Consider the following 24,711-nt stretch of genomic DNA (forward strand, 5'->3'; position numbering starts at 1 on the left):
TTCGCCCACTTCGATCATGTACGCCATCGACCACCTTGACGTCCCCCCCTTGCACAGCGCAGGCGGGACCGTGCGCCTGCCCGGCTCCAAGAGCATCTCCAACCGAGTGCTGCTGCTCGCGGCCCTGAGTGTCGGGTACACCGACATCGCCGATCTGCTGGATTCGGACGACACCCGGGTGATGCTGGCCGCACTGGCCCAGCTCGGCTGCCGCATCGAACCCCAGGCCGATGGCGCCCTGCGGGTGCATGGGCTCGGTGGTGCGCTGCCCGTGAAGCAGGCGCAACTTTTTCTGGGCAACGCAGGCACGGCCATGCGCCCGCTGACCGCCGCGCTGGCGCTGCTGGCCAGCGTGCACGGCGGTGCGTTTGAACTCAGCGGCATCGCCCGCATGCACGAGCGCCCCATTGGCGACCTCGTGGATGCGCTGCGCCAGCTTGGCTGCCCCGTGGACTGTCTGGGCCAGGATGGCTACCCACCGCTTCGGCTGGGCAACGGAACCCCTCAGACGCTGGCGCTCGACCAGCCGATCCGCGTGCGCGGCGACGTGTCCAGCCAGTTTCTCACCGCCCTGCTGCTGGCGCTGCCCCTGGTCGCCACGAACCGTGCCCCCACGCTCGGCACTGGCGTATCTTCGCAGCCCCCCGAGGGGACTGTCCCGTCTTGGGGCGGCCCGGCGACGGGACGGGACATCGTGATCGAGGTGGTGGGCGAGCTGATCTCGCGCCCCTACATCGAGATCACGCTCAACCTGCTCGAACGCTTCAGTGTGTCGGTACGGCGCGATGGCTGGCAACGCTTCACCATCCCTGCCGGCTGCCGCTACACCTCACCCGGGCGCATTCCGGTTGAAGGCGATGCATCGTCGGCCAGTTATTTCATCGCCCTGGGTGCACTGGCATCGCCAACACCCGGCAGCGATGGCATCACCATCGAAGGCGTGGGTCTGTCCTCCATCCAGGGAGACATCCGCTTCGTCGAAGCCGCCCGCCTCATGGGTGCAGACATCTCCGGCGAAGCCAACCGCCTGCACATCCGCCGCGGCGCCTGGCCCCTCAAGGCCATCGATCTCGACTGCAACCACATCCCCGATGCGGCCATGACCCTGGCCGTGATGGCGCTTTTCGCCGATGGCCCCTCCACGCTGCGCAACATCGCGAGCTGGCGCGTGAAGGAGACCGACCGCATCGCTGCCATGGCAACCGAATGCCGCAAGTTCGGCGCGCTGGTGGAGGAAGGGGCCGACTTCATCCGCATCACGCCGCCCAGCAGCTGGACAACCGGTTCCATACATACCTACGACGACCACCGCGTCGCCATGTGCTTCTCGCTGGCGGCGTTCAACCCGGCCGGCCTGCCGGTGCGCATCGAAGACCCGAAGTGCGTGGCCAAGACCTTCCCGGACTACTTCGAGACCCTGTTCGAGGTTTGTCAAACCCCGGCCCAGGCCATCCCCGTGATCTGCATCGACGGACCCACCGCTTCGGGCAAGGGCACGCTGGCGTCGGAAGTGGCTCAGCGGCTGGGCTACCAGTTGCTCGACTCCGGCGCGTTGTACCGCGCCACCGCATTGGCGGCGCAGGACGCGGGTGTTGATCTGGACGACGAACCCGGCCTGGCCCGCCTGGCCGCACAATTGCCGCTGGCCTTCCGCGATCACAAGGTGTTTCTGGGTGGCCGCGACATCACCGACCCCCTGCGCCTGGAATCCACCGGCGGCATGGCCTCTCGGGTGTCGCAGCACCTGGCCGTGCGGTCTGCTCTGCATGCGCTGCAGTTGAGCTTCAGGCGCCTGCCCGGTCTGGTGGCCGACGGGCGCGACATGGGCACGGTGATCTTTCCGGATGCACCGCTGAAGGTGTATCTCACCGCCAGCGCCGAGCAGCGCGCACAACGGCGGCATAAGCAGTTGATTTCAAAGGGAATTGCTGCTAATATCGACAGTCTCTTGGCAGACCTGAAAATGCGCGATCACCGGGACTCGTCCCGTGCCCACGCGCCGCTCAAGCCCGCTGAAGATGCTTTGTTGCTGGACAACTCCGAACTGGGTATCGAGCAATCGGTACAGCAAGTCCTGAACTGGTGGCAAGGCAAAACGGTGTTTTCGGAAACCTGAAAACACCGCCTTGATGGCCCAGACGGCACAGCCGGGCGTTCTCAGCCCGCAGGCCCGACGGTTCTTTCACTTAACCCCGCGGTGCCACGCACCGCAATGTCAACGCCGCCCAACCGTCGTTACCCGTTCCAGCCACCTCATCGTGGTTGCTGCGCCGACGCTGAGTGGCTCTAGGAAATTCAATGTCTGAATCTTTTGCCGCCCTGTTCGAAGAGTCCCTGAAACGCGCTGAAATGCGCTCGGGCGAAGTCATCACCGCTGAAGTCGTTCGCATCGAACACAGCCACGTGGTGGTCAACGCTGGCCTCAAGTCCGAAGCCTACGTTCCGCTCGCCGAATTCAAGAACGATCTGGGCGAACTCGAAGTCCAGGTGGGCGACTTCGTGTCGGTGGCCATCGACTCCGTGGAAAACGGCTTCGGCGACACCCTGCTGTCGCGCGACAAGGCCAAGCGCCTGGCTTCGTGGATGTCGCTGGAAAAAGCGCTCGAGTCGGGCGAATTCGTCACCGGCACGACCTCCAGCAAGGTCAAGGGCGGCCTCAAGGTCATGGTCAACGGTATCAGCGCCTTCCTGCCCGGTTCGCTGGTCGACAGCCGTCCGACCAAGGACCTGACGCCTTACGAAAACAAGACGCTGGAATTCAAGGTCATCAAGCTCGACCGCAAGCGCAACAACGTGGTGCTGAGCCGCCGCGCCGTGGTGGAAGCCTCCATGGGCGAAGAGCGCGCCAAGCTGATGGACACGCTGAAGGAAGGCGCCATCGTCAACGGCGTGGTCAAGAACATCACCGAATACGGTGCATTCGTGGACCTGGGCGGTATCGACGGCCTGCTGCACATCACCGACATGGCCTGGCGCCGCGTCCGTCACCCGAGCGAAGTGGTGACGGCTGGTCAGGAAATCACCGCCAAGATCCTGAAATTCGACACCGAGAAGCACCGCGTTTCCCTGGGTCTGAAGCAGATGGGCGACGATCCCTGGATGGGCGTTGGCCGCCGCTACCCGCAAGGCACGCGCATGTTCGGCAAGATCACCAACATCGCCGACTACGGCGCGTTCGTTGAGCTGGAGCCGGGCATCGAAGGTCTGGTGCACGTCTCCGAAATGGACTGGACCAACAAGAACGTGGCCCCGTCCAAGCTGGTGTCGCTGGGCGACGAAGTCGAAGTCATGGTGCTCGACATCGACGAAGACAAGCGCCGCATCTCCCTGGGCATGAAGCAGTGCCGCGCCAACCCCTGGCACGAGTTTGCCGAACAGACCAAGCGCGGCGACCGCGTCAAGGGCCCGATCAAGTCGATCACCGACTTCGGCGTGTTCGTCGGCCTGGCTGCCGGCATCGACGGCCTGGTGCACCTGTCCGACCTGTCCTGGAACGAAACGGGCGAAGCCGCCGTGCGCAACTTCAAGAAGGGCCAGGAAGTCGAAGCCATCGTGCTGGCCATCGACGTGGAGCGCGAGCGCATCTCCCTGGGCATCAAGCAGCTCGACGGCGACCCGTTCACCACCTTCGTGTCGGTGAACGACAAGGGTTCCGTGGTGACCGGCAAGGTCAAGACGGTTGACGCCAAGGGCGCCGAGATCGATCTGGGCGAAGACGTGCTGGGTTACCTGCGCGCCTCCGAAATCAGCCGTGACCGCGTGGAAGACGCGCGCAACGTGCTGAAAGAAGGCGACGAAGTGACCACCGTGGTGATGAACGTGGATCGCAAGACCCGCAACATCCAGCTGTCGATCAAGGCCAAGGACATGGCGGACCAGAACGAAGCCATGCAGTCCCTGAGCCAGCAATCGGCCCGCGAAAACGCCGGTACCACCAGCCTTGGCGCCCTGCTTCGCGCCAAGCTCGACAACAACAACTGAGCCGACTGAATCCGGGCGGGTGCGTCACAGCACCTGCCCGGGCCAGCCCGTCAGCCTGACCAAGCCCTTTCCCAGACATGACCCGTAGCGACCTCGTTGAAGCACTGGCCGGCCGTTTTGGCCAGCTCACCCAACGCGACGCCGAGTTCGCCGTCAAAGCGATCCTCGATGCGATGGGTGACGCCTTGGTCAAAGGGCACCGGATTGAAATCCGGGGCTTCGGCAGTTTCTCCGTCAACCGCCGCTCACCCCGCATCGGACGCAACCCGCGTTCGGGCGAGAGCGTCATGATTCCGGAGAAGCGCGTTCCGCACTTCAAGCCAGGCAAAGCCCTGCGCGAACAGGTGGACGCGAAGACCGCCGAGATCCTGGGTCGAGAACAGAAAAAGGCGGACTGATCGAAAGACTGGATCGCTACAATCGTCCCACCACAGAGGGGATGATTTGAAATACCTGATGTGGCTGCTCAATGCAGCCATTTTTTTTGTGCTTTTCGCTTTCGCGCTGAACAACCAGGACGCGGTCACGCTGCACCTGTTCTTTGGCGCCCAGTGGCAGGCTCCGCTGGTGCTGGTGCTGTTCATCGCCCTGCTCCTGGGTGTCAGCCTGGGCGTGCTCGTGATGTTGCCGCTGTGGCTGCGCGCGAGGCGCGCGCGCCAACCTGCCACATCCCGGTTGAGCGCGTCAGACGCTGGCGGTGACACCCTCACGCCACCCGCTCCGTAACGCGACATGGATCTTGATCTCACCTGGCTCCTCTGGGGCCTGCCCATCGCGTTTGCACTCGGCTGGGTTGCCTCAAGACTCGATCTTCGGCAGTGGCGCATCGAAAGCCGCCAGACACCCAAAGCCTACTTCCGGGGCCTGAACCACCTGCTCAACGAGCAGCAGGACCAGGCCATCGACGCCTTCATCGAAGCCGTGCAGGGCGACCCCGACACCGCCGAACTGCACTTTGCCTTGGGCAATCTCTTTCGCCGCCGCGGCGACTACGACCGCGCCGTGCGCGTGCACGAACACCTGCTGGGTCGCGCGGACATCAACCGCAAGGACCGGGACCGCGCCCAGCACGCCCTGGCGCTGGACTTCCTCAAGGCCGGCCTGCTCGACCGCGCCGAAGCCGCCTTGCACAAGCTTGAAGGCTCGGCCTTCGAAGGCGAAGCCTTGCTGGCGCTGCTGGCCATTTACGAGCGCTCGCGCGACTGGCGGCAGGCCCAGGCCGTCGCGCAGCGCCTCGAAGCGGCCGAACAGGGCAGCTTCACCACCCGGCTGGCGCACTACCAGTGCGAAGAGGCTGAACTGGCCCAGAAAAATGGAGACACCGCGCTGGCACAGCGCCTGCTGGGCGACGCGGTGCAACACGCGCCCCAGTTGCCACGGGGCTGGATGGCGCTCTCTGCGCTCAAGGCCCAGCAAGGCGATGCAGCCGGCGCACTGGCTGCCTTGAAACAGCTGGCGCAACAGGCGCCGCAAGGTCTGCCACTGGCTGCCCATGCGCTCGCGGAACTGGCGCAGCAAACCGGGCGGCAGGGCGAGGTTCTGGTGCTGCTGCAGGCCGCCCACGAACGGGGTCCGTCGCTCGATGTGACCGAAGCTCTGGCCCGCCTGAGCCCCGATGCCGAAAGCGCCCGCGCACGCTACCTCAACCACCTGGAGCGCGAGCCCTCGCTGGTGGTGGCCACCCAGTGGCTGGCCGGCGAAACCCTGTCGGACCCGCGCGCACAGAAGCCGGTGCAGAGTGCTCTGGAGCAGGCCAGCAACCCGCTCAAACGTTACCGCTGCGCCGCATGTGGCTTCGAGGCCCGCCAGCACTTCTGGCACTGCCCGGGCTGCCAGAGCTGGGACAGCTACCCGGCACGGCGCGTCGAGGAGCTTTGACGCCCCCCGCGCCGCACCTGCGGTGCGTCACCCCCCACTGGGGGGCAACGCTGGCGGCCCGGCGGAGCCGGTTCCGCGGCGTTCTGGCTTGGGCATCCCCTCCACTTCAAACGTGTTGCCCACTCCAAATTTCCTGCAGCCAGGATTCCAGATCGTGCACCGGTCTTCCGGTGGCTTGGGCCACGGCTGCCCGGTACGGCGGCATGTTGGTGCACTCCAGCACCAGGTGTTGCACCTTGGGATGCTTCGCCACCAGGCGCATCGCGGCTTCCACCACGTCATTTGATGCCTGCCGCAGGTCCAGCTGGGTATCGTCGGCCAGGATGCGCGACTGCAATTCACAACCGGGACTCAGGCCCTCCACGGGTGTGCCCGCCGGTACGCCCGCACGCTGCAGCAATCCCGCGTGCAACGAAGCGGCGTCGAATGTGACGATGCCTGGTGACGGCAGGCCGGCGCATTGCAGCAGGCTGGAGGTGATCACGGGCACGTCCACCGCCGCCTGCAACTCGACCTGCCAACTGGCCAGAAAGCCGCAACTGGTGGTGATGAGACGGGCGCCCTGACCAGCCAGCGAACGGGCGGCCTCCACAAAGGGGCCGAGCAGCGCCGGGTCTTGCGCCTGCACCACGCGTCGGGCCGAAGCCCCCGGCACGGTGATGAAGCGCACCGGGATGCCGGCGCGTTCCCAGGTGGCCGGGCTGCCGATGTCGCCCGGCGGGCGCGGGAAGCGGGTGTCCAGCATGATGACGCCCAGGCATCCCTCGGCGACGGTCTTCGTGTCCTTCATGGCGATAAGCTGCGGGTTGACAACAACAACGATGGGAACATGGAAGCATGACGCAGGCAAGGCTGGGACAACAGGTGGTGGTGCTGGGCGCCGGCATGGTGGGCATCGCTTGCGCGCTCTCGTTGCGCCAGCGCGGCATGCAGGTGACCGTGATCGACCCGCTGGGACCGGGCGCCGCGACTTCGCACGGCAACGCTGGCGTGCTGGCGCGCAGCTCGCTCATGCCGTTCAACCACCCCCGGCTGTGGTCGCAGTTGCCCGGGCTGCTGCGCGGGCGCAGTCCGGGCTTCCGCTACGACCCGTTGGCGATGCTGAACCAATGGCGCTGGGGTCTGTCGTTCCTGTCCCATGCGCGCGAACAGGACTTCCGCGAGACCACCACCGCGCTGGACGCGCTGATCCGGCACTCGGGGGAGGTGCACCACCGGTGGATGGACGCGGCGGGTGTCGCGCAGCGCCGCCGTGACGCGGGCTGGCTGTTTCTCTACCGCAGCGCGGCGGGGTTCGAGGCGGGCGCTTTCGGGCGCGAGACGCTGGCCCGCTTCGGCGTCGCCACCGCCGAGCTGGACGCACACGAACTGCACGATCTGGAACCGCATCTGCAGCCCATCTTCCGCAAGGCCCTGTGGGTGAAAGACGCCAGCTCGGTGGACAGCCCGGGTGAGCTGGTGCGCGCCTACGCGCGGTGGCTGGTGGAACTCGGCGGGCAGCTGCACACCACCGAGGCCACACACCTGCAACGAGACAACGGTGGCTGGTCCGTCGCCACAGCCGATGGACATTCCCTGCACGCCGATCACGTCGTGGTCGCGCTGGGACCTTGGTCGCGCGATTTCCTTCGGCAGCAGCTCGGACTGAAGCTGCCCATGGGCTTCGAGCGCGGCTACCACCGGCACTTCACGCCAGCGAGTGGCGCGGCACTCAACCGGCCGGTGTACGACACCGCCGCCGGCTACGTGCTCGCGCCCATGGCACAAGGCCTGCGGCTGACCACCGGGGTGGAGCTGAACGCACAACACGCTCCGTCGCGGCCTGCGCAGCTGGACGCTGCCGAGCGGGCCGCGCGCGAGGCGCTGGCGCTGGGTGAACGAACGGCAGACCCCGACTGGCTGGGCAGCCGCCCCACCCTGCCCGACAGCCGCCCGATGGTTGGGGAATGCCCGGGCCAGCCCGGGGTCTGGCTGGCGCTGGGCCACCAGCACATCGGCTTTTCGACCGGGCCGGGCACCGGCGAGTTGCTGGCGCAACTCATGCTGGGTGAGCCCACCAACCTCGACCCGAATCCGTTCAGGCCACAGCGGTTTCTGCGGTCATGAGGTTCACATCCGCCCCGGCAGCCACATCACGATTTGCGGGAACCACCAGAGCAGGCACACCGCCAGCACCATGAGGAAGAAGTAAGGCATGCAGACCCCGGCGATCCAGTTGATCTCGCGCTTGGTCATGCCCTGCAGCACAAACAGGTTGAAGCCCACCGGCGGCGTGATCTGCGCCATCTCCACCACGATGACGACGAAGATGCCGAACCAGATCAGGTCGATGCCCGCGGCCTGCACTGTCGGGATCAGCACGCCCATGGTCAGCACGATCATGGAAATGCCGTCGAGGAAACAGCCCAGCAGGATGAAGAACAGCGCCAGCGCGATCAGCAGCAGCCCCGGCGACAGGCCCAGCGAACCCACCCACTCGGCCAGGTGGCGCGGCAGGCCGATGTAGCCCATGGACAGCGTGAGGAAAGCCGCCCCGGCGAGGATCAGCGCCATCATGCAATACAGGCGGGTGGCGCCCAGCAGCGCGTCCTTGAAGTTCTGCCAGTTCAGCGACTTCTGGTACGCCGACAGCATCAGCGAGCCGACCACGCCGATGGCGGCCGCCTCGGTGGCGGTGGCCACGCCGACGTAGATCGAGCCGATCACGCCGCCGATGAGCAACACCACCGGGATCAGTTCGCTGGAAGCGCGCAACTTGTCGGTGAAGCTCATGCCCGGATCGGCCTGCGGAATCTTGTCGGGGTTGAGCAGCGACCAGACCATCAGGTAACCGCTGAACAAGCCCGCGAGCATCAGGCCGGGAATCATGCCCGCCACGAACAGCTTGGCGATCGACACCTCGGCGGCCACGCCGTAAACGATCATCACGATGGAGGGCGGTATCAGCAGGCCCAGCGTGCTGGCGCCACCCAGCGAGCCGATGACGCGCTCCGGCGGGTAGCCGCGTTCGGTCAGTTCGGGGATCGTCATCTTGCCGATGGTGGCGCAGGTGGCCGCCGACGAACCCGACACCGCCGCAAAGATCGTGCTGCCCAGGATGTTGGTGTGCAGCAGCCGACCGGGCAGCGCATTGACCCAGGGCGCCAGGCCCTTGAACATGTTTTCCGACAGCTTGGTGCGGAACAGGATCTCGCCCATCCAGATGAACAGCGGCAATGCGGTCAGCGTCCAGCTGCTGGCGGAGCCCCAGATGGTGACGGCCATGGCATCGCCCGCGCTGCGCGAAGAGAACAGCTCCATGCCGATCCAGGCCACGCCGGCCAGCGTGAGGCCGATCCAGACGCCGCTGCCCAGCAGGGCGAACAGGGTGACGATCAGAAACCCGGTGACGACCATCTCATTCATGGTGGGTCTCCGATCCGTCGATGCGTTGGCGCTGGCCACGGGCCTCCAGCACCCATTCATCCACGAAAGCGATGAACAGCACGAGGGTGCCGAACGCCATCGCCAGCTGGGGAATCCACAGCGGCGTGGCGTCGTTGCCGGTGGAGATGTCGTGGAACTCGATCGACTGCCACACCAGGCGCGCCGCGAACCAGGCGAACAGCCCGGACAGCAGCACCGCGACGCTCAGCGACCACAGCTCCAGGCCCCGGCGGGCGCGGCCGGTGAGTTTGCCCAGCACCAGCGTGACGCGGATGTGCTCGTTGCGTTTGAGCGTGTGCGCCAGCGCCAGGAAACCGGCGGCGGCCATGGCGTAGCCGGCGTAGGCGTCCGTGCCCGGCACGTGGAACTGGAACTGCCGGCCCAGTACCGACAGCAGCACCATGACCAGCACGCCGATCATGAACACCGCCGCGAGCCAGGCGCAGCCGTCGTACAAGGCATTCAGCGTGCGTCGCATGTTGCTGCCGTGGCTCACTTGCGGAACGCGTCGACCATGGCCTGGCCTTCAGGGCCGGCTTTGGCGAGCCACTCCTTGAGCATGGTGTCGCCGACCTGCTTCATGTCGGTCTTGAGCTGCGCGGGCGCCGGCAGGATCTGCATGCCACCGGCCTTGAGTTTGTCCAGGCTTTCGCCGTTGGCCTTCTTGCTCTCGGCCCAGCCGCGGGTCTCGGCGTCGGCGGCGGCCTTCAGCACGGCATCCTGCGTCGGTTTGTCCAGTGCATCAAAGGCCTTCTTGTTCACCAGCAGCGCATTCTTGGGCAACCAGGCCTGGGTGTCGTACCAGTACTTCACGTGTTCGTACAGCTTGGCGTCGGCACCGGTGGAGCCGCTGGACATCATGCTTTCGGTCACGCCGGTGGCGAAGGCCTGGCTGACCTCGGCCGCCTGCACGGTGACCGGCTGGGCGCCCACCAGTTCGGCGATGCGCGCGGTGGCCGGGCTGTAGGCGCGCCACTTGATGCCCTTCAGATCGGCTGCGCTGTTCAGCGGCTTCTTGCTGTACACGCCCTGCGGCGGCCACGGCACCGCGAACAGGACCATCATGCCCTGCTCGGCCAGCTTCTTCTCCAGCACCGGGCGCTGCACCTTCCAGAGCTTGGCCGCTTCGTCGTAGCTGTCGGCCAGGAACGGCAGGCCGTCGGCACCGAAGACCTGCCATTCGTTCTGGTAGTTCACCAGCAGGATCTCGCCGGCCTGGGCCTGACCTCCCTGCACCGCGCGCTTGATCTCGGGCGCCTTGAACAGCGCGGCGTTGGCGTGCACCGTCATCTTGAGCTTGCCGCCGCTGGCCTTGTCCACGTCGGCCGCGAACTGGCTGATGTTGACCGTGTGGAAGTTGGTGGCCGGGTAGGCGGTGGCCAGATCCCACTTGGCCTGGGCATACGCCGAGGTCGAAAGTGCGAGCGCTGCAGCGGCCATCGAGAGTTGGAATGCGCGACGTTTCATGGGAGCTCCGGTGGGTGGGGTGGAACAGATTGCAGGCAGACCCTGCGGGAAAGGGTGCACGGACTGTAGGCGCCGGGCTGGCAGATTGTGATGGGTGTTTTCCCTTATCGTCAACAAATTGTTGGCAAATCATCAGCAAAAAATCTAAACTGCGGACCATCGAAGGAACGCACATGGCCAAGACACCCAAAGCAACAACCACGCCCGCCGCCAAGGCGCCCGGCTCGCACATCGTGTCATCGGCGCACCTGGTCTCACCCCAGAGCGCGGAGATGAGCGAGTTCGAGTTCGGCCTGATCGTGGCCAGCAACGCCTTCCACCGCTGGGTGGTGCACTGCATGTCGGCCGCGGGGTTGAAGGACCTGATGCCGCTGGACGTGCTGGTCCTGCACCACGTCTCGCACCGGGCGCGGGACAAGCGCCTGTCGGACATCTGCTTCATCATGAACATCGAGGACACGCACCTGGTCAACTACTCGCTCAAGAAGCTGGTGAGCCTGGGCGTGGTGGTGTCCAGCAAGTCGGGCAAGGAAGTGACCTACGCCGCCACCGAAGCCGGCAGCGTCAGCGTGCAGCGCTACCGCGAGATCCGCGAGCAATGCCTGATCCAGGCGCTGCACGCCGACGACGCGCTCAACAAGGACATCGGCGAGCTCGCGCGCCTGCTGCGCGTGCTCTCGGGCATGTACGACCAGGCGGCGCGGTCCGCGGCTTCACTGTGAAACACTGTGAAGCCCCCCTGCGCCGCTTCGCGGCTTCCCCCCGGAGGGGGACGCAGCTGGTGGCCCGGCGAAGCCGGTTCCACGGCTGCCCTGGGTCAGGCACGCGCTCCGGCCATGCCATTGGACTCCCCCTTCGCAGCTTCCCTGCCCGGGCCTTGCTCCCTCGCACCTCTGGGGAGAGGGCTGGGGTAAGGGGCCGCCGCCGAGCCCGGGTCTCCCTTTCGCACATCACCTCCCATGAGTCCTGACATGGCCCCCCGCCTGCTCGCCCTCGGCGACAGCGCCTGGACGCTGGAGTTCGGCAGCGCCATCGACCCTGCCATCAACGCCCGCGTGATGGGCCTGGCCGAGCGCGTGGCGCAGGCGCGTGGCGCAGAACCGCTGATGGCATCGATCACCGATGTGGTGCCCACGTTCCGCTCGCTCACGGTGCATTACGACCCCCTGGAAGCCGATGCCACCGCGCTGGGCGAACGCCTGCAGGTGCTGGCGCAAGACGGTCATCAGGCCATGCAGCCGGGCCGCCTCTGGCACCTGCCGGTGTGTTTCGACGCCGACTTCGCGCCCGACCTGCCCCGCCTGGCCGAAGCCAAAGGCCTGAGCCCCGACGAAGTGATCCAGCGCCTGCTCACCGCCACCTTCCGGGTCTACATGCTCGGCTTCCAGCCGGGCTTCCCGTACATGGGCGGCGTGCCACCCGAACTGCACATGCCGCGCCTGCCGGCGCCGCGCCAGAAAGTGCCCGCGCAATCACTGGCAGTGGCCGGCGAGATGTGTGCGGTCTACCCCTGGGAAAGCCCGGGCGGCTGGAACCTGCTCGGTCGCACGCCGGTGGTTCTGTTCGACCTGCGCCACGCCGAGCAGCCGGCCCTGCTCGCGGCCGGCGACGAGGTGCGTTGCCACGCGGTCGACCTTGCCACGCACGACCGGCTGGCCGCCGAGATCGCGCGGGGCCTGCCGCGTGAAACCTTCCTGAAGGCACCTGAGCAATGAGCGGCCTGCTGGAGATCGCACAACCCGGCATCGGCACCACCGTGCAGGACCGCGGCCGCGCGGGCCACCGGCACCACGGCATGCCGCTCTCCGGCTGGCTCGACGGACCGCTGGCCCGCGCGGCCAACGCCCTGCTCGGCAACCCGCCCGACGAGGCCGTGCTGGAGCTGCGCGGCACGGGCACGGTGTTGCGTGTGAAGGCCGGGCCGGTGCGCGTGGCGCTGGCGGGCCGCATCGCCGCCACCTGCCTGCGCAGCGACAGCAGCCGCGGCCCCCTGCCCGCCTGGCAAAGCGTCACGCTGCGCGAAGGCGACCAACTGCAGCTCGGCCCGGCCGAGAGCGGTTGCGCCTACCTGGCCGTGGCCGGCGGGCTGCTCATGGAGCCCCAGCTCGGCAGCCGCGCCAGCTACTGGCGCGCCGGGCTGGCCGGCGTGCTGGGCCGCGCCTTCCGCCCGGGTGACACGCTGCCCTGCGGCGCCTGGAGCCACGCCGATCCGAGGGAGTGGCGCTGCCGGTCTCCCTGGACCGCCAACGAAGGCCCGGTGCGCGTGCTGCTCGGCCCGCAGCAGGATCATTTCACCGCCGACGCCATCGCGCAGTTCCTGAGCCAGGACTGGGAAGCCACCGCCGCGCAGGACCGCATGGGCCTTCGGTTTCAGGGCCAGGCGCTGGCGCACATCAACGCTGCCGCGGCGGACATCGTGTCCGACGGCGTGACGCCCGGCGCGATCCAGGTGCCGGCCAACGGCCAGCCCATCGTGCTGCTCGCCGACGGCCAGACCGTGGGCGGCTACCCCAAGATCGCCACCGTGATCAGCGCCGACCTGCCCCGGCTCGCGCACCTGAAGCCCGGCACGCGCGTGCGCTTTGAAGCCGTGACCCACGAAGCGGCACACCGCGCCTTGCTGGACGAACATCAACGCTGGCAGCGCTGGCTCGCCTCGCGCGAAACCTTCCTGCCGCCCGGCACGGTGGACGAGGCCGCACTCTACGCATCCAATCTGATCGACGGCATGCAACGCGCCGACCCCTGAACAGGAGTACCCGATGACCCAAACGACCATCAACCTCAACGCCGACCTCGGCGAAAGCTTCGGCGCCTGGCGCATGGGCGACGACGCAGCGCTGCTGCAGGTCATTGGCAGCGCCAACATCGCCTGCGGTTTTCACGCGGGCGACCCGGTCGTGATGCGCGAGACCGTGCGCCTGGCGCAGGCCAACGGCGTGAGCCTGGGTGCCCACCCGGCCTTCCCCGACCTGCAGGGTTTCGGCCGACGCGCCATGCAGCTGTCGACCCAGGAGCTGGAAGCCACCATCCTCTACCAGGTGGGCGCGCTGCAGGCCATGGCCGCGGCCGAAGGCGGCCGTGTCACGCACGTCAAGCCGCACGGCGCGCTCAACAACATCGCCTGCGCCGACGCCGAAGTGGCCGCCACCGTGGCACGCGCCGTGCGGGCGCTGGACCGCGAGCTCATCCTGCTCGCGCCAGCCCTCTCGGCGCTGGAAGCGGCCGGCGATGCGGCCGGCCTGCGCGTGGGCCACGAGGTGTTTGCCGACCGCACCTACCAACAAGACGGCCAGCTCACGCCCCGCTCGCAGCCCGGCGCTGTGCTGCACGACGCCCTGGCCTGCGTGCAACACGTGCTGCGCATGCTTGACGCGGGGGGCATCGTCACCGCCGACGGCCAGCGCCTGCCCACCCCCATACACAGCATCTGCGTGCACGGCGATGGGCCCGACGCCGTGGCCTCGGCGCAGCAGATCCGCCTCGCGCTGGAGAAGGCGGGTTACCAGCTCGCACCGCTGACCGCGCTGGTCTGAGAGGCTGAGAGTCTTTCGTCCGTGCCCGCCTTGCACGCCAAAACGGCCCAGCTCGTCGTTGCAAATGCTCGCCGTAGCCCGAGCTACGGCTGTGCCTTGCGCCTAGATCCGGGCCGTTTTGGCGCGCCTTTCAGGCCCGGCCAAAAAACTCTCTGCCTCTGAACCCCTGGGTTGGGCTGGGTATCATCAAAGCCCCTCACCCCAACCCCCTCCCGCTGCCGGGAGGGGGCGCCGGTCCACAACGCACCGGCACAACCCAAGGAATTCCGTGTTCAAGAATGTAACGATCTACCGCATCGCGCCCGGCTGGACGGCGACGCTGGAGTCGATGGAAACCGCGCTCGACGCGGCCCGTTTTGTGCCCTGCGGTGCCACGCAGGACAAGGCCGTGGGCTGGGTCGAGCCGCGCGGCGAGGCGCATGGCCCGCTGGTCGAATCCGTGGCCGGGCAGCGCATCCTCAAATTGATGATCGAGACCAAGGCCGTGCCCGGCTCGGTCGTGCGCGAGAAGGCGGACGAAGAAGCCGAACACATCGAGGCCACCACCGGACGCAAGCCCGGCAAGAAGCAGATGAAAGAACTGCGCGAAGACGCGCTGCTGTCCCTGCTCCCGCAGGCCTTTCCACGCCGCATGGGCGTGTGGGTCTGGATCGACCTGGCCAACGGCCTGCTGGTCACCGACGCCAGCAGCCAGGGCAAGCTCGACGAGCTGGTGACCGCCCTGGTCAACGCCTTCAACGACCTGTCGCTCACCCTGCTGCAGACCGCCGTGACGCCGCAGACCGCGATGACTTCGTGGCTCTCGGCCCCGGTGTCCGACGAAGACGAAGGCGGCGCACCGGGTGGCTTCGCGGTCGAGCGCGAGTGCGAACTGAAATCGGGCGACGAAGAGAAGTCGGTCGTCAAGTTCACGCGCCACAACCTCGCCACCGACGAGGTGCGCAAACACATCGTTGAGGGCAAGCTGCCCACGCGCCTGGCCCTGAGCTGGGAAGGCCGCATCGGCTTCGTGCTCACCGAGTCCATGCAGCTCAAGAAACTCGCGTTCCTCGAAGGCGTGTTCGACGACCGCGCCGCCGACGGCGAAAGCGGCTTCGACACCGACGTGGCACTGAGCACCGGCGAGCTGAACAAGCTGATCCCCGAACTGATCGAAGCCCTGGGCGGCGAGATCGTGCCCGGCATGGCGATGCCCGATGCACCAACGGCCGCACCGGCCAAACCCAAACAGGAAGCCGTCACCGCCGTGGGCGACGACGAAGACCCACCGTTTTGATTCCCCACTGAGCCATGCTGCAAGTGATCGCCATCAGCCTCGGTGCCAGCATCGGCGCGCTCTCGCGCTGGCAGCTCAGCCTGTGGCTCAACCAGGGCCACGCGGTGTTGCCCTGGGGCACGCTCACGGCGAACTGGACCGGGGCCTGGCTGGTGGGCGTGGCGGTGGTGTTTTTCCAGAGCCAGACGCAACTGGACCCGGCCTGGCGTCTCGCCATCGTGACCGGCTTTCTGGGCGCGCTCACCACGTTTTCCACCTTCTCGGTGGAGGTGGTGAGCATGCTGCAGCACGGCCGCTGGCTGCTCGCCACGGGCACCGCGGTCCTGCATCTGCTCGGCTCGCTGCTGCTCACGGTGCTCGGCATGAAGATGGCGGGCTGGTGGTGGACCCCGGCCTGACGCTGACGCGCTGACGGCCAGAGAGCCGAACCTCCGGCACTGGGTGCGGTATCGCACAGACGCTCTCGGGACATGGGCCCAGATTGGGCGTCTCAGAACTTGCCGCTGGAGGCCGATCATGATCCAGATTCGCAAAGGGCAGGCGCCCGCCCCCTTGGCACGGGCGCCATTCGCCGAGCGCTTCCGCGCCTCGTTCATGGACCCGGCCTTCCGCGCGGAAGACCCGTCCATCGACCGGCTCGAAGCCATCGCCTGGGCCGCCTTCAGCGAAGGCCGCAAGGCACCGTTCACCCACAAGGCAGGCGAAGGCTACGCGGACCCGGACTACGAGCTGTCCGACGAATGGGTCGCCACCAAGGACCGCTTGCAGGCGGCCCAATCGCGCTGGGCCGACCCGGCAACGCCGTCGCGCGTGCTGCTGGTCTGCGGCTCGGCGCGCAACGACGGCACCTGCCCGGGTGAAATCTCCAAGAGCTTTCGGCTGATGGAGACGGCCCGCGAGGTGCTGGAACCGCTGGGCCTGCAGACCGATGTGCTGGACCTGAGCCTGCTCACCTCCGACTACGGGCTGAAGATCCACCCCTGCAAGGGCTGCCTGTCCACCGCCATGCCACTGTGCCACTGGCCCTGCAGCTGTTACCCCAACCACGCGCTGAACCAGACCAACGACTGGATGGCACAGATCTACGAGCGCTGGACCGCGGCCCACGCCGTGCTGATCGTCACCCCGGTCTACTGGTACCAGAGCCCGAGTCCGCTCAAGCTGATGATGGACCGCATGGTGTGTGCCGATGGCGGCAACCCCGACCCCACCGCGACGGGAGGCAAAGACCCCGCCAAAGCCAAAGCCTTGGAGATGGCCGGCTGGAGCTACCCGCAGCACCTGGCCGGCCGGGCCTACGGCGTGCTGGTGCACGGCGACGTGGCCGGCATCGAAGGGGCGCGGCGCTCGCTGTGCGACTGGCTGGACTGGATGGGTTTGCTCGACGCGGGCGCCCAGGCCCGGCTGGACCGCTACATCGGCTACTACGAACCCTACGCCAACAGCCACGAAGCCCTGGACCGGGATGAAGACCTGCAGGAAGAGACCCGCAACGTGGCACGGGCCGTGGCCCAGGCCGTGGTCGAGCTGCGCGTCGGCCGGCTGCAGGCGGCGCGGCCTGCACTGAAACGCCCGCGACCCAAGTAGCGCAACGGGCGCCAGTGGACGCTGCGCCGAGCTCGATGAAAAGGGCTTGCCGCGCGGCACTGCGCGCGCTGACCACGCTCTCCAACTTCTCGGTTGCGGTGGCATCCCATGCTGCAGGCATGGCTTCGCGCTGGCGCCTCACCGAAACCACGCATGGGCACGGCTGGAACAGCTGAAATTGATCCATATCAATTTTCTTTAAATATTCACTGAAAATGAATGATATCGAGCTTATAGTCCGCGCATGCCCAGTTTTCAGCACCCCCAACGAGCCCGCCAGCGCTGGGTCTTGTTGTGCCTTCTGCTCTGCTGGGGAATCGTTTTTGCATCACCGCTGTTGACCCACCGCGGCATGACGGAGGTCTGCAGCGGCAGTGGCGTCAAGTGGGTCGATGCCGACGACAGCCCGGACTCGGTGCCTGTCCCGACGCTGGATTGCGCCTTGTGCCTGCCGCCGTTCCTGCCCGCGCCAACGGCCCACCCACCGTTCACCGGACGGCACAACCACCACACGCTGACGGCTTGTGCCGAGCGCCGTGCGCACACCTCTCCCGCGGCCATGCCACCTCCTGCGCGTGGCCCACCCCATTTCCAAACCCAAACCCAAAAGGTTCACACATGAAAAGCGACAGCAGCTTGCCTTCCAAAGACACCACCGCATGGGGTCGTCGACGTTTCCTGAACACCGCCGCACTGGCGGGACTGACGATGGGCGCCGCGGCCTGCACCGAAAAAGAATCCGGTGCCGCCAACGCCCCCGCCGCAGCGCCGGCCGCGGCCCCCGATGCCGCACACAGCGGCGCCAACGCCACGCACCTCAAGCCCGGCGAACTCGACACCTACTACGGCCTGTGGAGTGGCGGCCACACCGGTGACATGCGCGTGCTCGGCCTGCCCTCGGGCCGCGAACTCATGCGCATCCCCTGCTTCGTGCCCGACGCGCTGGTGGGCTGGGGCATCACCAACGAGTCCAAGAAGATCATGGGCACCAAGCCCGATGGCTCGCTGCGCTACACGGTGGGCGACTCGCACCACACGCACGCCTCCTACAAGGACGGCAACTACGACGGCCGCTACGCCTGGATCAACGACAAGATCAACGCACGCATCGCGCGCATCCGCCTGGACTACTTCATCTGCGACAAGATCACGCAGCTGCCCAACGTGCAGGGCTTCCACGGCATCTTCCCCGACAAGGCCGACCCGGTGGATCCCGCGATCAACTACACCACGCGGGTGTTCTGTGGCGCCGAGTTCTCCATCCCGCTGCCCAACGCCGGTCTGGACGATGGTTCCAAGTACCGCTCGATGTTCACCTGCGTGGACGCCGAGAGCATGGAAGTGCGCTGGCAAGTGCTGATCGACGGCAACTGCGACCTGACCGCCACGTCCTACGACGGCAAGCTCGCGGCCACCAACCAGTACAACATCGAGATGGGCGTCACCTATGAAGACATGATGTCGTCCGAGCGCGATGCCTGCCTGTTCTTCAACATCGCCCGCATCGAAGCGGCGGTGAAGGCCGGCAAGTTCAAGACCGTGGGCACCTCCAAGGTGCCGGTGGTCGACGGCACGCACGAGGCCAACCAGGACCCCACCACCGCGCTGACCGCCTACGTCTCCGTGCCCAAGAACCCGCACGGCGTCAACGCCAGCCCGGACGGCAAGTACTTCATCTGCGCCGGCAAGCTCTCGCCCACCGCCACCGTGATCGACCTGAGCAAGGTGCTCGAGTGGTTCGACGGCAAGCTGGAAAAGCTGGACGCGTCCATCGTGGCCGAGGTCGAGATCGGCCTGGGTCCTCTGCACACCGCCTTTGACGGTCGTGGCAACGCCTACACCACGCTGTTCCTGGACAGCCAGGTCGTGAAATGGAACGTGGACGCCGCGATCAAGTTCCACGCCGGTGACAAGGCCGCCAAATACGTGGTCGATCGCATCGACGTGCAGTACCAGCCGGGTCACCTGAACGCCAGCCAGTCCGAAACCAAGGCCGCCGACGGCAAGTACCTGGCCGTGGGCTGCAAGTTCTCCAAGGACCGCTTCCTGCCGGTCGGTCCGCTGCACGCCGAAAACGAGCAGCTGATCGACATCTCGGGTGACAAGATGGTGCTGCTGGCCGACCACCCGGTGCGTGGCGAGCCGCACGACTTCATCATCTTCAAGCGCGAGCTGCTCCAGCCCAAGCAGGTCTATTCGCTCGACGACTTCCCGCTGGCCATCAAGGACCCGAAAGAGTCCGGCGTGTTCCGCGACGGCAAGAAGGTCACGGTGAAGATGACGTCGCAGGCGCCGGCGTTCAGCCTGCGCGAGTTCAAGCTCAAGAAGGGCGATGAGGTCACGCTGATCCTCACCAACCTCGACAAGATCGAAGACCTGACGCACGGGTTCGCGATCCCCAACTACAACGTGAACTTCATCGTCAACCCGCAGGAGACGGCATCGGTCACATTCATCGCCGACCAGCCGGGCGTGTTCTGGTGCTATTGCACGCACTTCTGCCATGCACTGCACCTGGAGATGCGCACCCGCATGATCGTGGAGGCATGAGCGCAGCGCCGGGCCGCCCCAAGCAAGCTCGCACCGGAGTGCGAAGCACGAAGGTAGGCCCGTAGGCTTTCAAAACCTCCCCCCGGGGAGGTCCTGCTTTGCCGGGTCCGATGCCCGCGCCGTGTGGCGCTGGCATCGGGCTCTGCCCCCTGGACCCCAACGATGTCGATTGCACGCCTTTTCGCGGCCGCACTGACCGCCGCTGCTCTGTTGCTGACCACGCTCGGCAACGATGCCCAGGCACAAGCCTACGACGCTCATCTGCCCGCCGACCTGGCCACCAACCCGGACCTGTGTGCCCTCGTGCCTTGCACGGAGGTGTTCCCGGGCGCCCAGAGTTTTTCCCAGCGCATGGGCCAGCCCCCGTATGTGGAGGCCTATGGCGACGCCGACCCGCAGCAGCCGGGCAAGAAGACGCTGCTGGGCTACGTGATGCTCTCGACCGACATCACCGACATCCCGGCCTACTCCGGCAAACCGGTGGTCACGCTCATCGGCATGGACGCGCAGGGCCGCTATGTGGGCGTCAAGGTGCTCAAGCACTCCGAGCCCATCCTGCTGCTGGGCATCCCAGAGAAAGCCCTGGTCGATTTCAACCACCAGTACCTCGGCAAGTCGGTGGCCGACCAGATCGAAGTGGGGCCCTCGCGCCCCGATCAAAACGTGCTGGGCCTGGACGCCATCTCCGGCGCCACCGTGACCGTGATCGCGCAGAACCAGGTGATGCAGCTCTCGGGCTCGGCCGTGGCCCGCCAGGTCGGCATCATCGAGCCGACGCGGCGCGACCCCGCCCGCTTCGTGGCGCGCCAGCAGCGCTACAGCTGGGCCGAGCTGGTCCAGATGGGTGCCGTGCAGACGCTGCGCGTCACGCCCGAGCAGGTGGGCCTGCCGCGCGGCGACATGCCCTTCATCGAGCTCTGGTTCGGTGACCTCAACCACCCCGACATCGGCAGCAGCCTGCTGGGCGAACGCAGCTTCGCCAACCTGCGCGAGCGCCTGCAGCCGGGTGAGAACGCGGTCTTCGTGGTGCGCACCGCGGGCGTGGAGTCGTTCAAGGGCTCCGGCTTCGTGCGCGGTGGCCTGTACGACCGCATCCAGGTGAAACAGGGGGCCGACTCGTTCACCTTCCGTGACCTCGACTACGTCAACCTCTATGGCCTGCAGGCCGCGGGCGCGCCGGCCTTCAGCGAGTCGGCCATCTTCGTCATCCGGACCGGCTCGTTCTCGGCGGCCTACCCCTGGAAGCTGGCCTTCCTGGGCAACCGCGTGGACCGCGCCACCGGGCACCGCAGTTTCGCGAATTTCGAATCGAAGTACTGGCTGGCGGCGGACCTGCTCGAAGGCGGGCGCCCGGTGGTCACCGAGCCCGACGCCCCCTGGGTGCGCATCTGGAAATCGCGCGCCATCGAGATTGCCCTCTTCAGCGCCCTGCTGCTGGCGGTGGCGGTGGTCTATGCCCTGCGCGACAAGCTCACGCGGCGCTCGACCCACAAGAACAAATGGCCGGTCAACGCCTTCAAATACTCGGCCTGGGCCATAAGCATCGGCTTCGTCGGCTTCGGCCTCATGGCGCAGCCCTCCATCACTCAGGTGCTGACCTGGTTCCACGCCCTGCTGTTCCAGTGGACCTGGTCGCTGTTCCTGTCGGACCCGTTCATCTTCGTCTTCTGGGTCTTCATCATCATCACCGTGTTCGTGTTCGGGCGCGGGCTGTTCTGCGGCTGGATGTGCCCCTTCGGCTCGCTCTCCGAGGCGCTCTACAAGGTGGGTCGCGTGATCGGCCTCAAACGCTTCCAGACCAAGGTACCGCAGGTCTGGCACGACCGGCTCAAGTGGCTGAAGTACGCCATCTTCTTCGGCCTGCTGGTGGTGTCCATGTTCTCCATGGGCCTGGCCGAGGTGCTGGCCGAGGTGGAGCCGTTCAAGACCACCTTCCTGGTCGGCCTCACGAACCGCAGCTGGCCTTACGGTCTGTTCGTGGTGGTGATCCTGGGCCTGTCGCTGTTCATCGAACGCCCCTACTGCAAGTACATCTGCCCGCTGGGTGCCTCGCTGGCCATGCCCAGCACCTTCCGCTGGTTCGGCCTGCAGCGCAAGCAGGACTGCAACAGCTGCAAGGCCTGCGCCGTGGGCTGCGGCGCACAGGCGATCGACGCCGACGGCCGCATCGACCACCGCGAGTGCCTGCACTGCCTGGACTGCATGGTGCTCTACACCGACCAGAAAGGCTGCCCGCCGCTGGCCAAGGAGCGCAAGCGCCGCGAACGCGACGGCCTGCTCATCACGCCGATCGGGCGCAACGGTTACTTCATCCCCATCCAACCGGTCTCGCCCGTCAGCGCCCGGGCCGCGCAGGGCCCCGATCCGCGCATGCCCACCGCACCGGCCCAGCCCTGGCCCGGCGGCCGCGCCCCTGGCCTCAAAGGCCTGTGGCAGGAGGTGCAGCACCATCTGTGGCCCTGGAGCCGCGACGGCTGGAAGAACCAGCGCGCCCTGCAGTTCGCCGGGCTCTCGCTGGCCCTGGCCGCGAGCGTGGCCTGGCTGCTGGCGGCCGACGGGCGGCTGTCGGCCAGCGCCATCATCGGCTGGTGGTTCGGCTGGAGCGTCTACGAGGTGCTGATCCGCATGGCGGGCAAGCGCTACGTGAAGGATGGCCCGTGGTGGCAGGCGCGCTACCGCGTGGCGAACTGGATGGACATGCTCAGCTACGTCGGCTTCAAGAACCTGCTGATCGGCGCGACGCTGTTCCTCGCGCTCAAGACCCTGGGGCACCTGGCGTGAACACCCCAGCATCCTGGCGCCAACGGCTGGCCTGCGTGTGGCTGCTGGGCTTGGCCCTGCCCGCGTGGTCCGCCGTGTGGCGGGTCGAGCCCGGCGGCGACATCCAGGCCGTCGTGACGCAGGCCGCCGCCGGCGACGTGGTGGAAGTGGCGCGCGGCTTCTACAGCGTGAACCTGCGCATCGACAAGCCCCTGACCCTGCGCGGCATCAACCGCCCCACGCTCAGCGGCGGCCAGCGCGGCGACACCATCCGCGTCGCCTCGCCCGACGTGCTGATCGAGAACCTGATCGTGCGCGACTCGGGCACCAGCCTGAAGAGCCAGCACGCGGGCATCTACGTGCAGCCCGGTTCGCACCGCGCCGTGGTGCGGCGCTGCGACCTGACCTACAACCTCTTCGGCCTGTGGATCGAAAAGGCCAACGGGGTGCGCATCGAACACAACCGCATCACCGGCCTGCGCGACCTCAACTCCTCGCAACGCGGCAACGGCATCCAGCTCTACAACACGCAGGGCGCGCGTATCACCGGCAACGACATCAGCTTCGTGCGCGACGCGCTGTATGTCGACGTGTCGCACAACGCCGAGTTCCGCGGCAACCGGCTGCACCACAGCCGCTACGGCTCGCACTACATGAACTCTTACCACAACCTGTGGGAAGACAACGACAGCTACTACAACCGCGGCGGCCTGGCCCTGATGGAGGTGCGCGACCAGGTGGTGCGCGGCAACCGCACCTGGGGCAACTCCGACCACGGCATCATGCTGCGCACCCTGCAGGACTCGGTGATCGAAGACAACGTGGTGGCCGGCAACGACCGCGGCTTCTTCATCTACGACGTCGAGTACGTGACCCTGCGCAACAACCTCGTGGTGGACAACCACGTGGGTGTGCACTTGTCCGCCGGGTCCACGCGCAACCAGGTGGTCGGCAACGACTTCATCGCCAACCGGGAGCAGGTGCGCTACGTCGGCGCGCGCGACGAACCCTGGGGCCACCCCACGCCCGGCCAGGGCAACTACTGGAGCAACTACCTGGGCTGGGACCGCGACGGCAACGGCGTCGGCGACCTGTCCTACGAAGCCAACGACCTGGTGGACCGCCTGCAGTGGCGCCACCCTTCCATTCAACTCTTGCTGGGCAGCCCCGCCGTGCAGGCCCTGCGCGTGCTGGGACACCAGTTCCCGGTGCTGCGCGTGCCCAGCGTGATCGACCCCCATCCGGCCATGGCGCCGAAACATCCCCACTGGAGCACATGGCGTGACAAGTATTTCCGCTGAGGCCCTGCACATCGAGGGCGTCACCAAACCCTACGGCAGCCGGCGCACACCGCTGCTGGCGCTGGACAACGTGAGCCTGCGGGTGCCGCGCGGCCAGCTCTTTGGCCTGATTGGCCACAACGGCGCCGGCAAGAGCACACTGTTCAAACTGGTGCTCGGTCTCATCACCCCCAGCCTGGGCCGCATCCAGGTCAACGGCTGCGCGGTGAACGGCCCCGACTTCCGCACCACGCGGCGCGCCCTGGGCTACCTGCCCGAGAACCTGGTGCTGTACGACAACCTCACCGGGCTAGAGACGCTGCGCTTCTTCGCGCGCCTCAAGGGCGCACCGCAGACGCAGTGCGCCGCCCTGCTGGATCGCGTCGGCCTGACCCGGGCCGGCGGGCGCGCGGTGCGCGAATACTCCAAGGGCATGCGGCAACGGCTGGGTTTTGCCCAGGCCCTGCTGGGCGACCCCCAGCTGCTGCTGCTCGACGAACCCACCACCGGCCTGGACCCGTCGGCGATCCGCGATTTCTACGACCAGCTCGACCTGCTGCGCTCGCAGGGCGTGACCCTGGTCATCAGCTCGCACATCCTGGCCGAACTGCAACAGCGCGTCGATGCCCTGGCCATGCTCAGCAACGGCCGCGTGTGCGCGCAGGGCACGGTGCAGGCGCTGCGCGAGCGCTCGCGCATGCCCCTGGTCTTCCAGCTGCGCGCCGCGCCGACCTGGCTGCAGACCCTGACCACCGAACTGCCCGGGCAACTGGCCGGCGCCGAGATCGCCCTGCAGCAGCGCGAACCCGGCCTCTTGGAACTGCGCTGCCCCCGCGAACACAAGATGCGGGTGTTGGCCTGGCTGGCCAACGCGGAGCTGAGCGACCTGCAGATCCACGAACCCTCGCTGGAGGACGTGTACTTCGGCCTGAGGGAGGCACCATGAACGTTTCATTGCAATGGCGCCAGG

Annotated in this window: 21 protein-coding genes; 17 read left to right on the forward strand and 4 right to left on the reverse strand. The window is 67.0% G+C overall.

Annotated features, from left to right (window positions below; genetic code table 11):
- The first annotated feature begins 16 nt into the window (after positions 1–16).
- The 5 genes from F3K02_RS25205 to lapB all read left to right on the forward strand — a co-directional run bounded on the left by F3K02_RS25205 (position 17) and on the right by lapB (position 5,859).
- Positions 17–2,116 (forward strand): bifunctional 3-phosphoshikimate 1-carboxyvinyltransferase/cytidylate kinase, encoded by a 2,100-nt coding sequence (locus F3K02_RS25205; RefSeq protein ID WP_177139175.1) that lies wholly within the window; start codon positions 17–19, stop codon positions 2,114–2,116.
- A gap of 182 nt (positions 2,117–2,298) precedes the next feature.
- The gene (rpsA, locus tag F3K02_RS25210) at positions 2,299–3,981 is read left to right on the forward strand and encodes a 30S ribosomal protein S1 (protein WP_177139176.1); all 1,683 of its coding nucleotides are present in this window, start codon (positions 2,299–2,301) and stop codon (positions 3,979–3,981) included.
- A 77-nt stretch (positions 3,982–4,058) separates the two neighbouring features.
- Complete coding sequence (locus F3K02_RS25215) at positions 4,059–4,379, forward strand: integration host factor subunit beta (protein WP_177139177.1); 321 nt, start codon at positions 4,059–4,061, stop codon at positions 4,377–4,379.
- A gap of 46 nt (positions 4,380–4,425) precedes the next feature.
- The gene (locus tag F3K02_RS25220) at positions 4,426–4,707 is read left to right on the forward strand and encodes a LapA family protein (RefSeq protein WP_177139178.1); all 282 of its coding nucleotides are present in this window, start codon (positions 4,426–4,428) and stop codon (positions 4,705–4,707) included.
- Positions 4,708–4,713: 6 nt separating this feature from the next.
- The gene (gene lapB, locus F3K02_RS25225) at positions 4,714–5,859 is read left to right on the forward strand and encodes a lipopolysaccharide assembly protein LapB (RefSeq protein WP_177139180.1); all 1,146 of its coding nucleotides are present in this window, start codon (positions 4,714–4,716) and stop codon (positions 5,857–5,859) included.
- Positions 5,860–5,965: 106 nt separating this feature from the next.
- Here lapB and F3K02_RS25230 read toward each other — a convergent pair whose 3' ends face one another.
- A complete protein-coding gene (locus F3K02_RS25230) occupies positions 5,966–6,649 on the reverse strand; it encodes an aspartate/glutamate racemase family protein (protein ID WP_177139182.1) in 684 nt (227 codons plus the stop codon).
- A gap of 47 nt (positions 6,650–6,696) precedes the next feature.
- On the opposite strand from F3K02_RS25230, the gene F3K02_RS25235 reads away from it, so the two are divergent.
- Entirely contained in the window at positions 6,697–7,965 is a 1,269-nt protein-coding gene (locus F3K02_RS25235) for an NAD(P)/FAD-dependent oxidoreductase (protein WP_246309799.1), read from the forward strand.
- A gap of 3 nt (positions 7,966–7,968) precedes the next feature.
- On the opposite strand, the gene F3K02_RS25240 is transcribed toward F3K02_RS25235, so the two are convergent.
- From F3K02_RS25240 to F3K02_RS25250, 3 genes are read right to left on the reverse strand one after another with little or no spacing between them, the layout of a single operon-like run.
- Complete coding sequence (locus tag F3K02_RS25240) at positions 7,969–9,264, reverse strand: TRAP transporter large permease (RefSeq protein WP_177139184.1); 1,296 nt, start codon at positions 9,262–9,264, stop codon at positions 7,969–7,971.
- Positions 9,257–9,763 carry a TRAP transporter small permease gene (locus F3K02_RS25245; RefSeq protein ID WP_177139186.1) on the reverse strand — a complete coding sequence of 169 codons (507 nt, stop codon included), beginning with the start codon at positions 9,761–9,763 and terminating at the stop codon, positions 9,257–9,259. The genes F3K02_RS25240 and F3K02_RS25245 overlap by 8 nt, the downstream gene beginning before the upstream one ends.
- A gap of 14 nt (positions 9,764–9,777) precedes the next feature.
- Positions 9,778–10,752, reverse strand: coding sequence for a TRAP transporter substrate-binding protein (locus F3K02_RS25250; RefSeq protein WP_177139188.1), 975 nt, complete (start codon positions 10,750–10,752; stop codon positions 9,778–9,780).
- Between the two features lie 173 nt (positions 10,753–10,925).
- Here F3K02_RS25250 and F3K02_RS25255 point away from each other — a divergent pair, with 173 nt between their 5' ends.
- The 11 genes from F3K02_RS25255 (at position 10,926) to F3K02_RS25305 (ending at position 24,687) form a co-directional block, all read left to right on the forward strand.
- Positions 10,926–11,474, forward strand: coding sequence for a winged helix DNA-binding protein (locus tag F3K02_RS25255; RefSeq protein WP_177139190.1), 549 nt, complete (start codon positions 10,926–10,928; stop codon positions 11,472–11,474).
- Between the two features lie 249 nt (positions 11,475–11,723).
- Positions 11,724–12,467 (forward strand): 5-oxoprolinase subunit PxpB, encoded by a 744-nt coding sequence (pxpB, locus tag F3K02_RS25260; RefSeq protein ID WP_177139192.1) that lies wholly within the window; start codon positions 11,724–11,726, stop codon positions 12,465–12,467.
- On the forward strand, positions 12,464–13,501 hold the full coding sequence (locus F3K02_RS25265; RefSeq protein ID WP_177139195.1) for a 5-oxoprolinase subunit C family protein: 1,038 nt from the start codon (positions 12,464–12,466) through the stop codon (positions 13,499–13,501). The genes pxpB and F3K02_RS25265 overlap by 4 nt, the downstream gene beginning before the upstream one ends.
- A 13-nt stretch (positions 13,502–13,514) precedes the next feature.
- Positions 13,515–14,288 (forward strand): LamB/YcsF family protein, encoded by a 774-nt coding sequence (locus F3K02_RS25270; RefSeq protein WP_177139197.1) that lies wholly within the window; start codon positions 13,515–13,517, stop codon positions 14,286–14,288.
- A gap of 268 nt (positions 14,289–14,556) precedes the next feature.
- Positions 14,557–15,564, forward strand: coding sequence for a recombination-associated protein RdgC (locus F3K02_RS25275; RefSeq protein WP_177139198.1), 1,008 nt, complete (start codon positions 14,557–14,559; stop codon positions 15,562–15,564).
- Between the two features lie 14 nt (positions 15,565–15,578).
- The gene (crcB, locus tag F3K02_RS25280; protein WP_177139200.1) at positions 15,579–15,962 is read left to right on the forward strand and encodes a fluoride efflux transporter CrcB; all 384 of its coding nucleotides are present in this window, start codon (positions 15,579–15,581) and stop codon (positions 15,960–15,962) included.
- A gap of 118 nt (positions 15,963–16,080) precedes the next feature.
- A complete protein-coding gene (locus F3K02_RS25285; RefSeq protein ID WP_177139203.1) occupies positions 16,081–17,151 on the forward strand; it encodes a flavodoxin family protein in 1,071 nt (356 codons plus the stop codon).
- Between the two features lie 618 nt (positions 17,152–17,769).
- Positions 17,770–19,701 (forward strand): TAT-dependent nitrous-oxide reductase, encoded by a 1,932-nt coding sequence (gene nosZ, locus F3K02_RS25290; RefSeq protein ID WP_177139205.1) that lies wholly within the window; start codon positions 17,770–17,772, stop codon positions 19,699–19,701.
- A gap of 162 nt (positions 19,702–19,863) precedes the next feature.
- Positions 19,864–22,482 carry a NosR/NirI family protein gene (locus tag F3K02_RS25295; protein WP_177139207.1) on the forward strand — a complete coding sequence of 873 codons (2,619 nt, stop codon included), beginning with the start codon at positions 19,864–19,866 and terminating at the stop codon, positions 22,480–22,482.
- A gap of 74 nt (positions 22,483–22,556) precedes the next feature.
- Positions 22,557–23,762, forward strand: coding sequence for a nitrous oxide reductase family maturation protein NosD (locus tag F3K02_RS25300; protein WP_343067163.1), 1,206 nt, complete (start codon positions 22,557–22,559; stop codon positions 23,760–23,762).
- Entirely contained in the window at positions 23,743–24,687 is a 945-nt protein-coding gene (locus F3K02_RS25305) for an ATP-binding cassette domain-containing protein (RefSeq protein ID WP_177139209.1), read from the forward strand. Before F3K02_RS25300 ends, F3K02_RS25305 begins: the two co-directional genes overlap by 20 nt.
- The last annotated feature ends 24 nt before the right edge of the window (positions 24,688–24,711 follow it).

This window comes from Hydrogenophaga aromaticivorans, assembly GCF_013387465.1.
GTDB lineage: Bacteria > Pseudomonadota > Gammaproteobacteria > Burkholderiales > Burkholderiaceae_C > Hydrogenophaga > Hydrogenophaga aromaticivorans.

Excerpts from the sequence above, each read along its gene's own strand:
- lapB (WP_177139180.1), top strand. The coding sequence starts at position 4,714 with ATGGATCTTGATCTCACCTGGCTCCTCTGGGGCCTGCCCATCGCGTTT.
- F3K02_RS25245 (WP_177139186.1), bottom strand. The coding sequence starts at position 9,763 with ATGCGACGCACGCTGAATGCCTTGTACGACGGCTGCGCCTGGCTCGCG.
- crcB (WP_177139200.1), top strand. The coding sequence starts at position 15,579 with ATGCTGCAAGTGATCGCCATCAGCCTCGGTGCCAGCATCGGCGCGCTC.
- pxpB (WP_177139192.1), top strand. The coding sequence starts at position 11,724 with ATGGCCCCCCGCCTGCTCGCCCTCGGCGACAGCGCCTGGACGCTGGAG.
- F3K02_RS25285 (WP_177139203.1), top strand. The coding sequence starts at position 16,081 with ATGATCCAGATTCGCAAAGGGCAGGCGCCCGCCCCCTTGGCACGGGCG.
- F3K02_RS25250 (WP_177139188.1), bottom strand. The coding sequence starts at position 10,752 with ATGAAACGTCGCGCATTCCAACTCTCGATGGCCGCTGCAGCGCTCGCA.
- F3K02_RS25205 (WP_177139175.1), top strand. The coding sequence starts at position 17 with ATGTACGCCATCGACCACCTTGACGTCCCCCCCTTGCACAGCGCAGGC.
- F3K02_RS25270 (WP_177139197.1), top strand. The coding sequence starts at position 13,515 with ATGACCCAAACGACCATCAACCTCAACGCCGACCTCGGCGAAAGCTTC.
- F3K02_RS25230 (WP_177139182.1), bottom strand. The coding sequence starts at position 6,649 with ATGAAGGACACGAAGACCGTCGCCGAGGGATGCCTGGGCGTCATCATG.
- F3K02_RS25265 (WP_177139195.1), top strand. The coding sequence starts at position 12,464 with ATGAGCGGCCTGCTGGAGATCGCACAACCCGGCATCGGCACCACCGTG.
- F3K02_RS25295 (WP_177139207.1), top strand. The coding sequence starts at position 19,864 with ATGTCGATTGCACGCCTTTTCGCGGCCGCACTGACCGCCGCTGCTCTG.
- F3K02_RS25215 (WP_177139177.1), top strand. The coding sequence starts at position 4,059 with ATGACCCGTAGCGACCTCGTTGAAGCACTGGCCGGCCGTTTTGGCCAG.
- F3K02_RS25240 (WP_177139184.1), bottom strand. The coding sequence starts at position 9,264 with ATGAATGAGATGGTCGTCACCGGGTTTCTGATCGTCACCCTGTTCGCC.
- F3K02_RS25235 (WP_246309799.1), top strand. The coding sequence starts at position 6,697 with ATGACGCAGGCAAGGCTGGGACAACAGGTGGTGGTGCTGGGCGCCGGC.
- rpsA (WP_177139176.1), top strand. The coding sequence starts at position 2,299 with ATGTCTGAATCTTTTGCCGCCCTGTTCGAAGAGTCCCTGAAACGCGCT.
- nosZ (WP_177139205.1), top strand. The coding sequence starts at position 17,770 with ATGAAAAGCGACAGCAGCTTGCCTTCCAAAGACACCACCGCATGGGGT.
- F3K02_RS25255 (WP_177139190.1), top strand. The coding sequence starts at position 10,926 with ATGGCCAAGACACCCAAAGCAACAACCACGCCCGCCGCCAAGGCGCCC.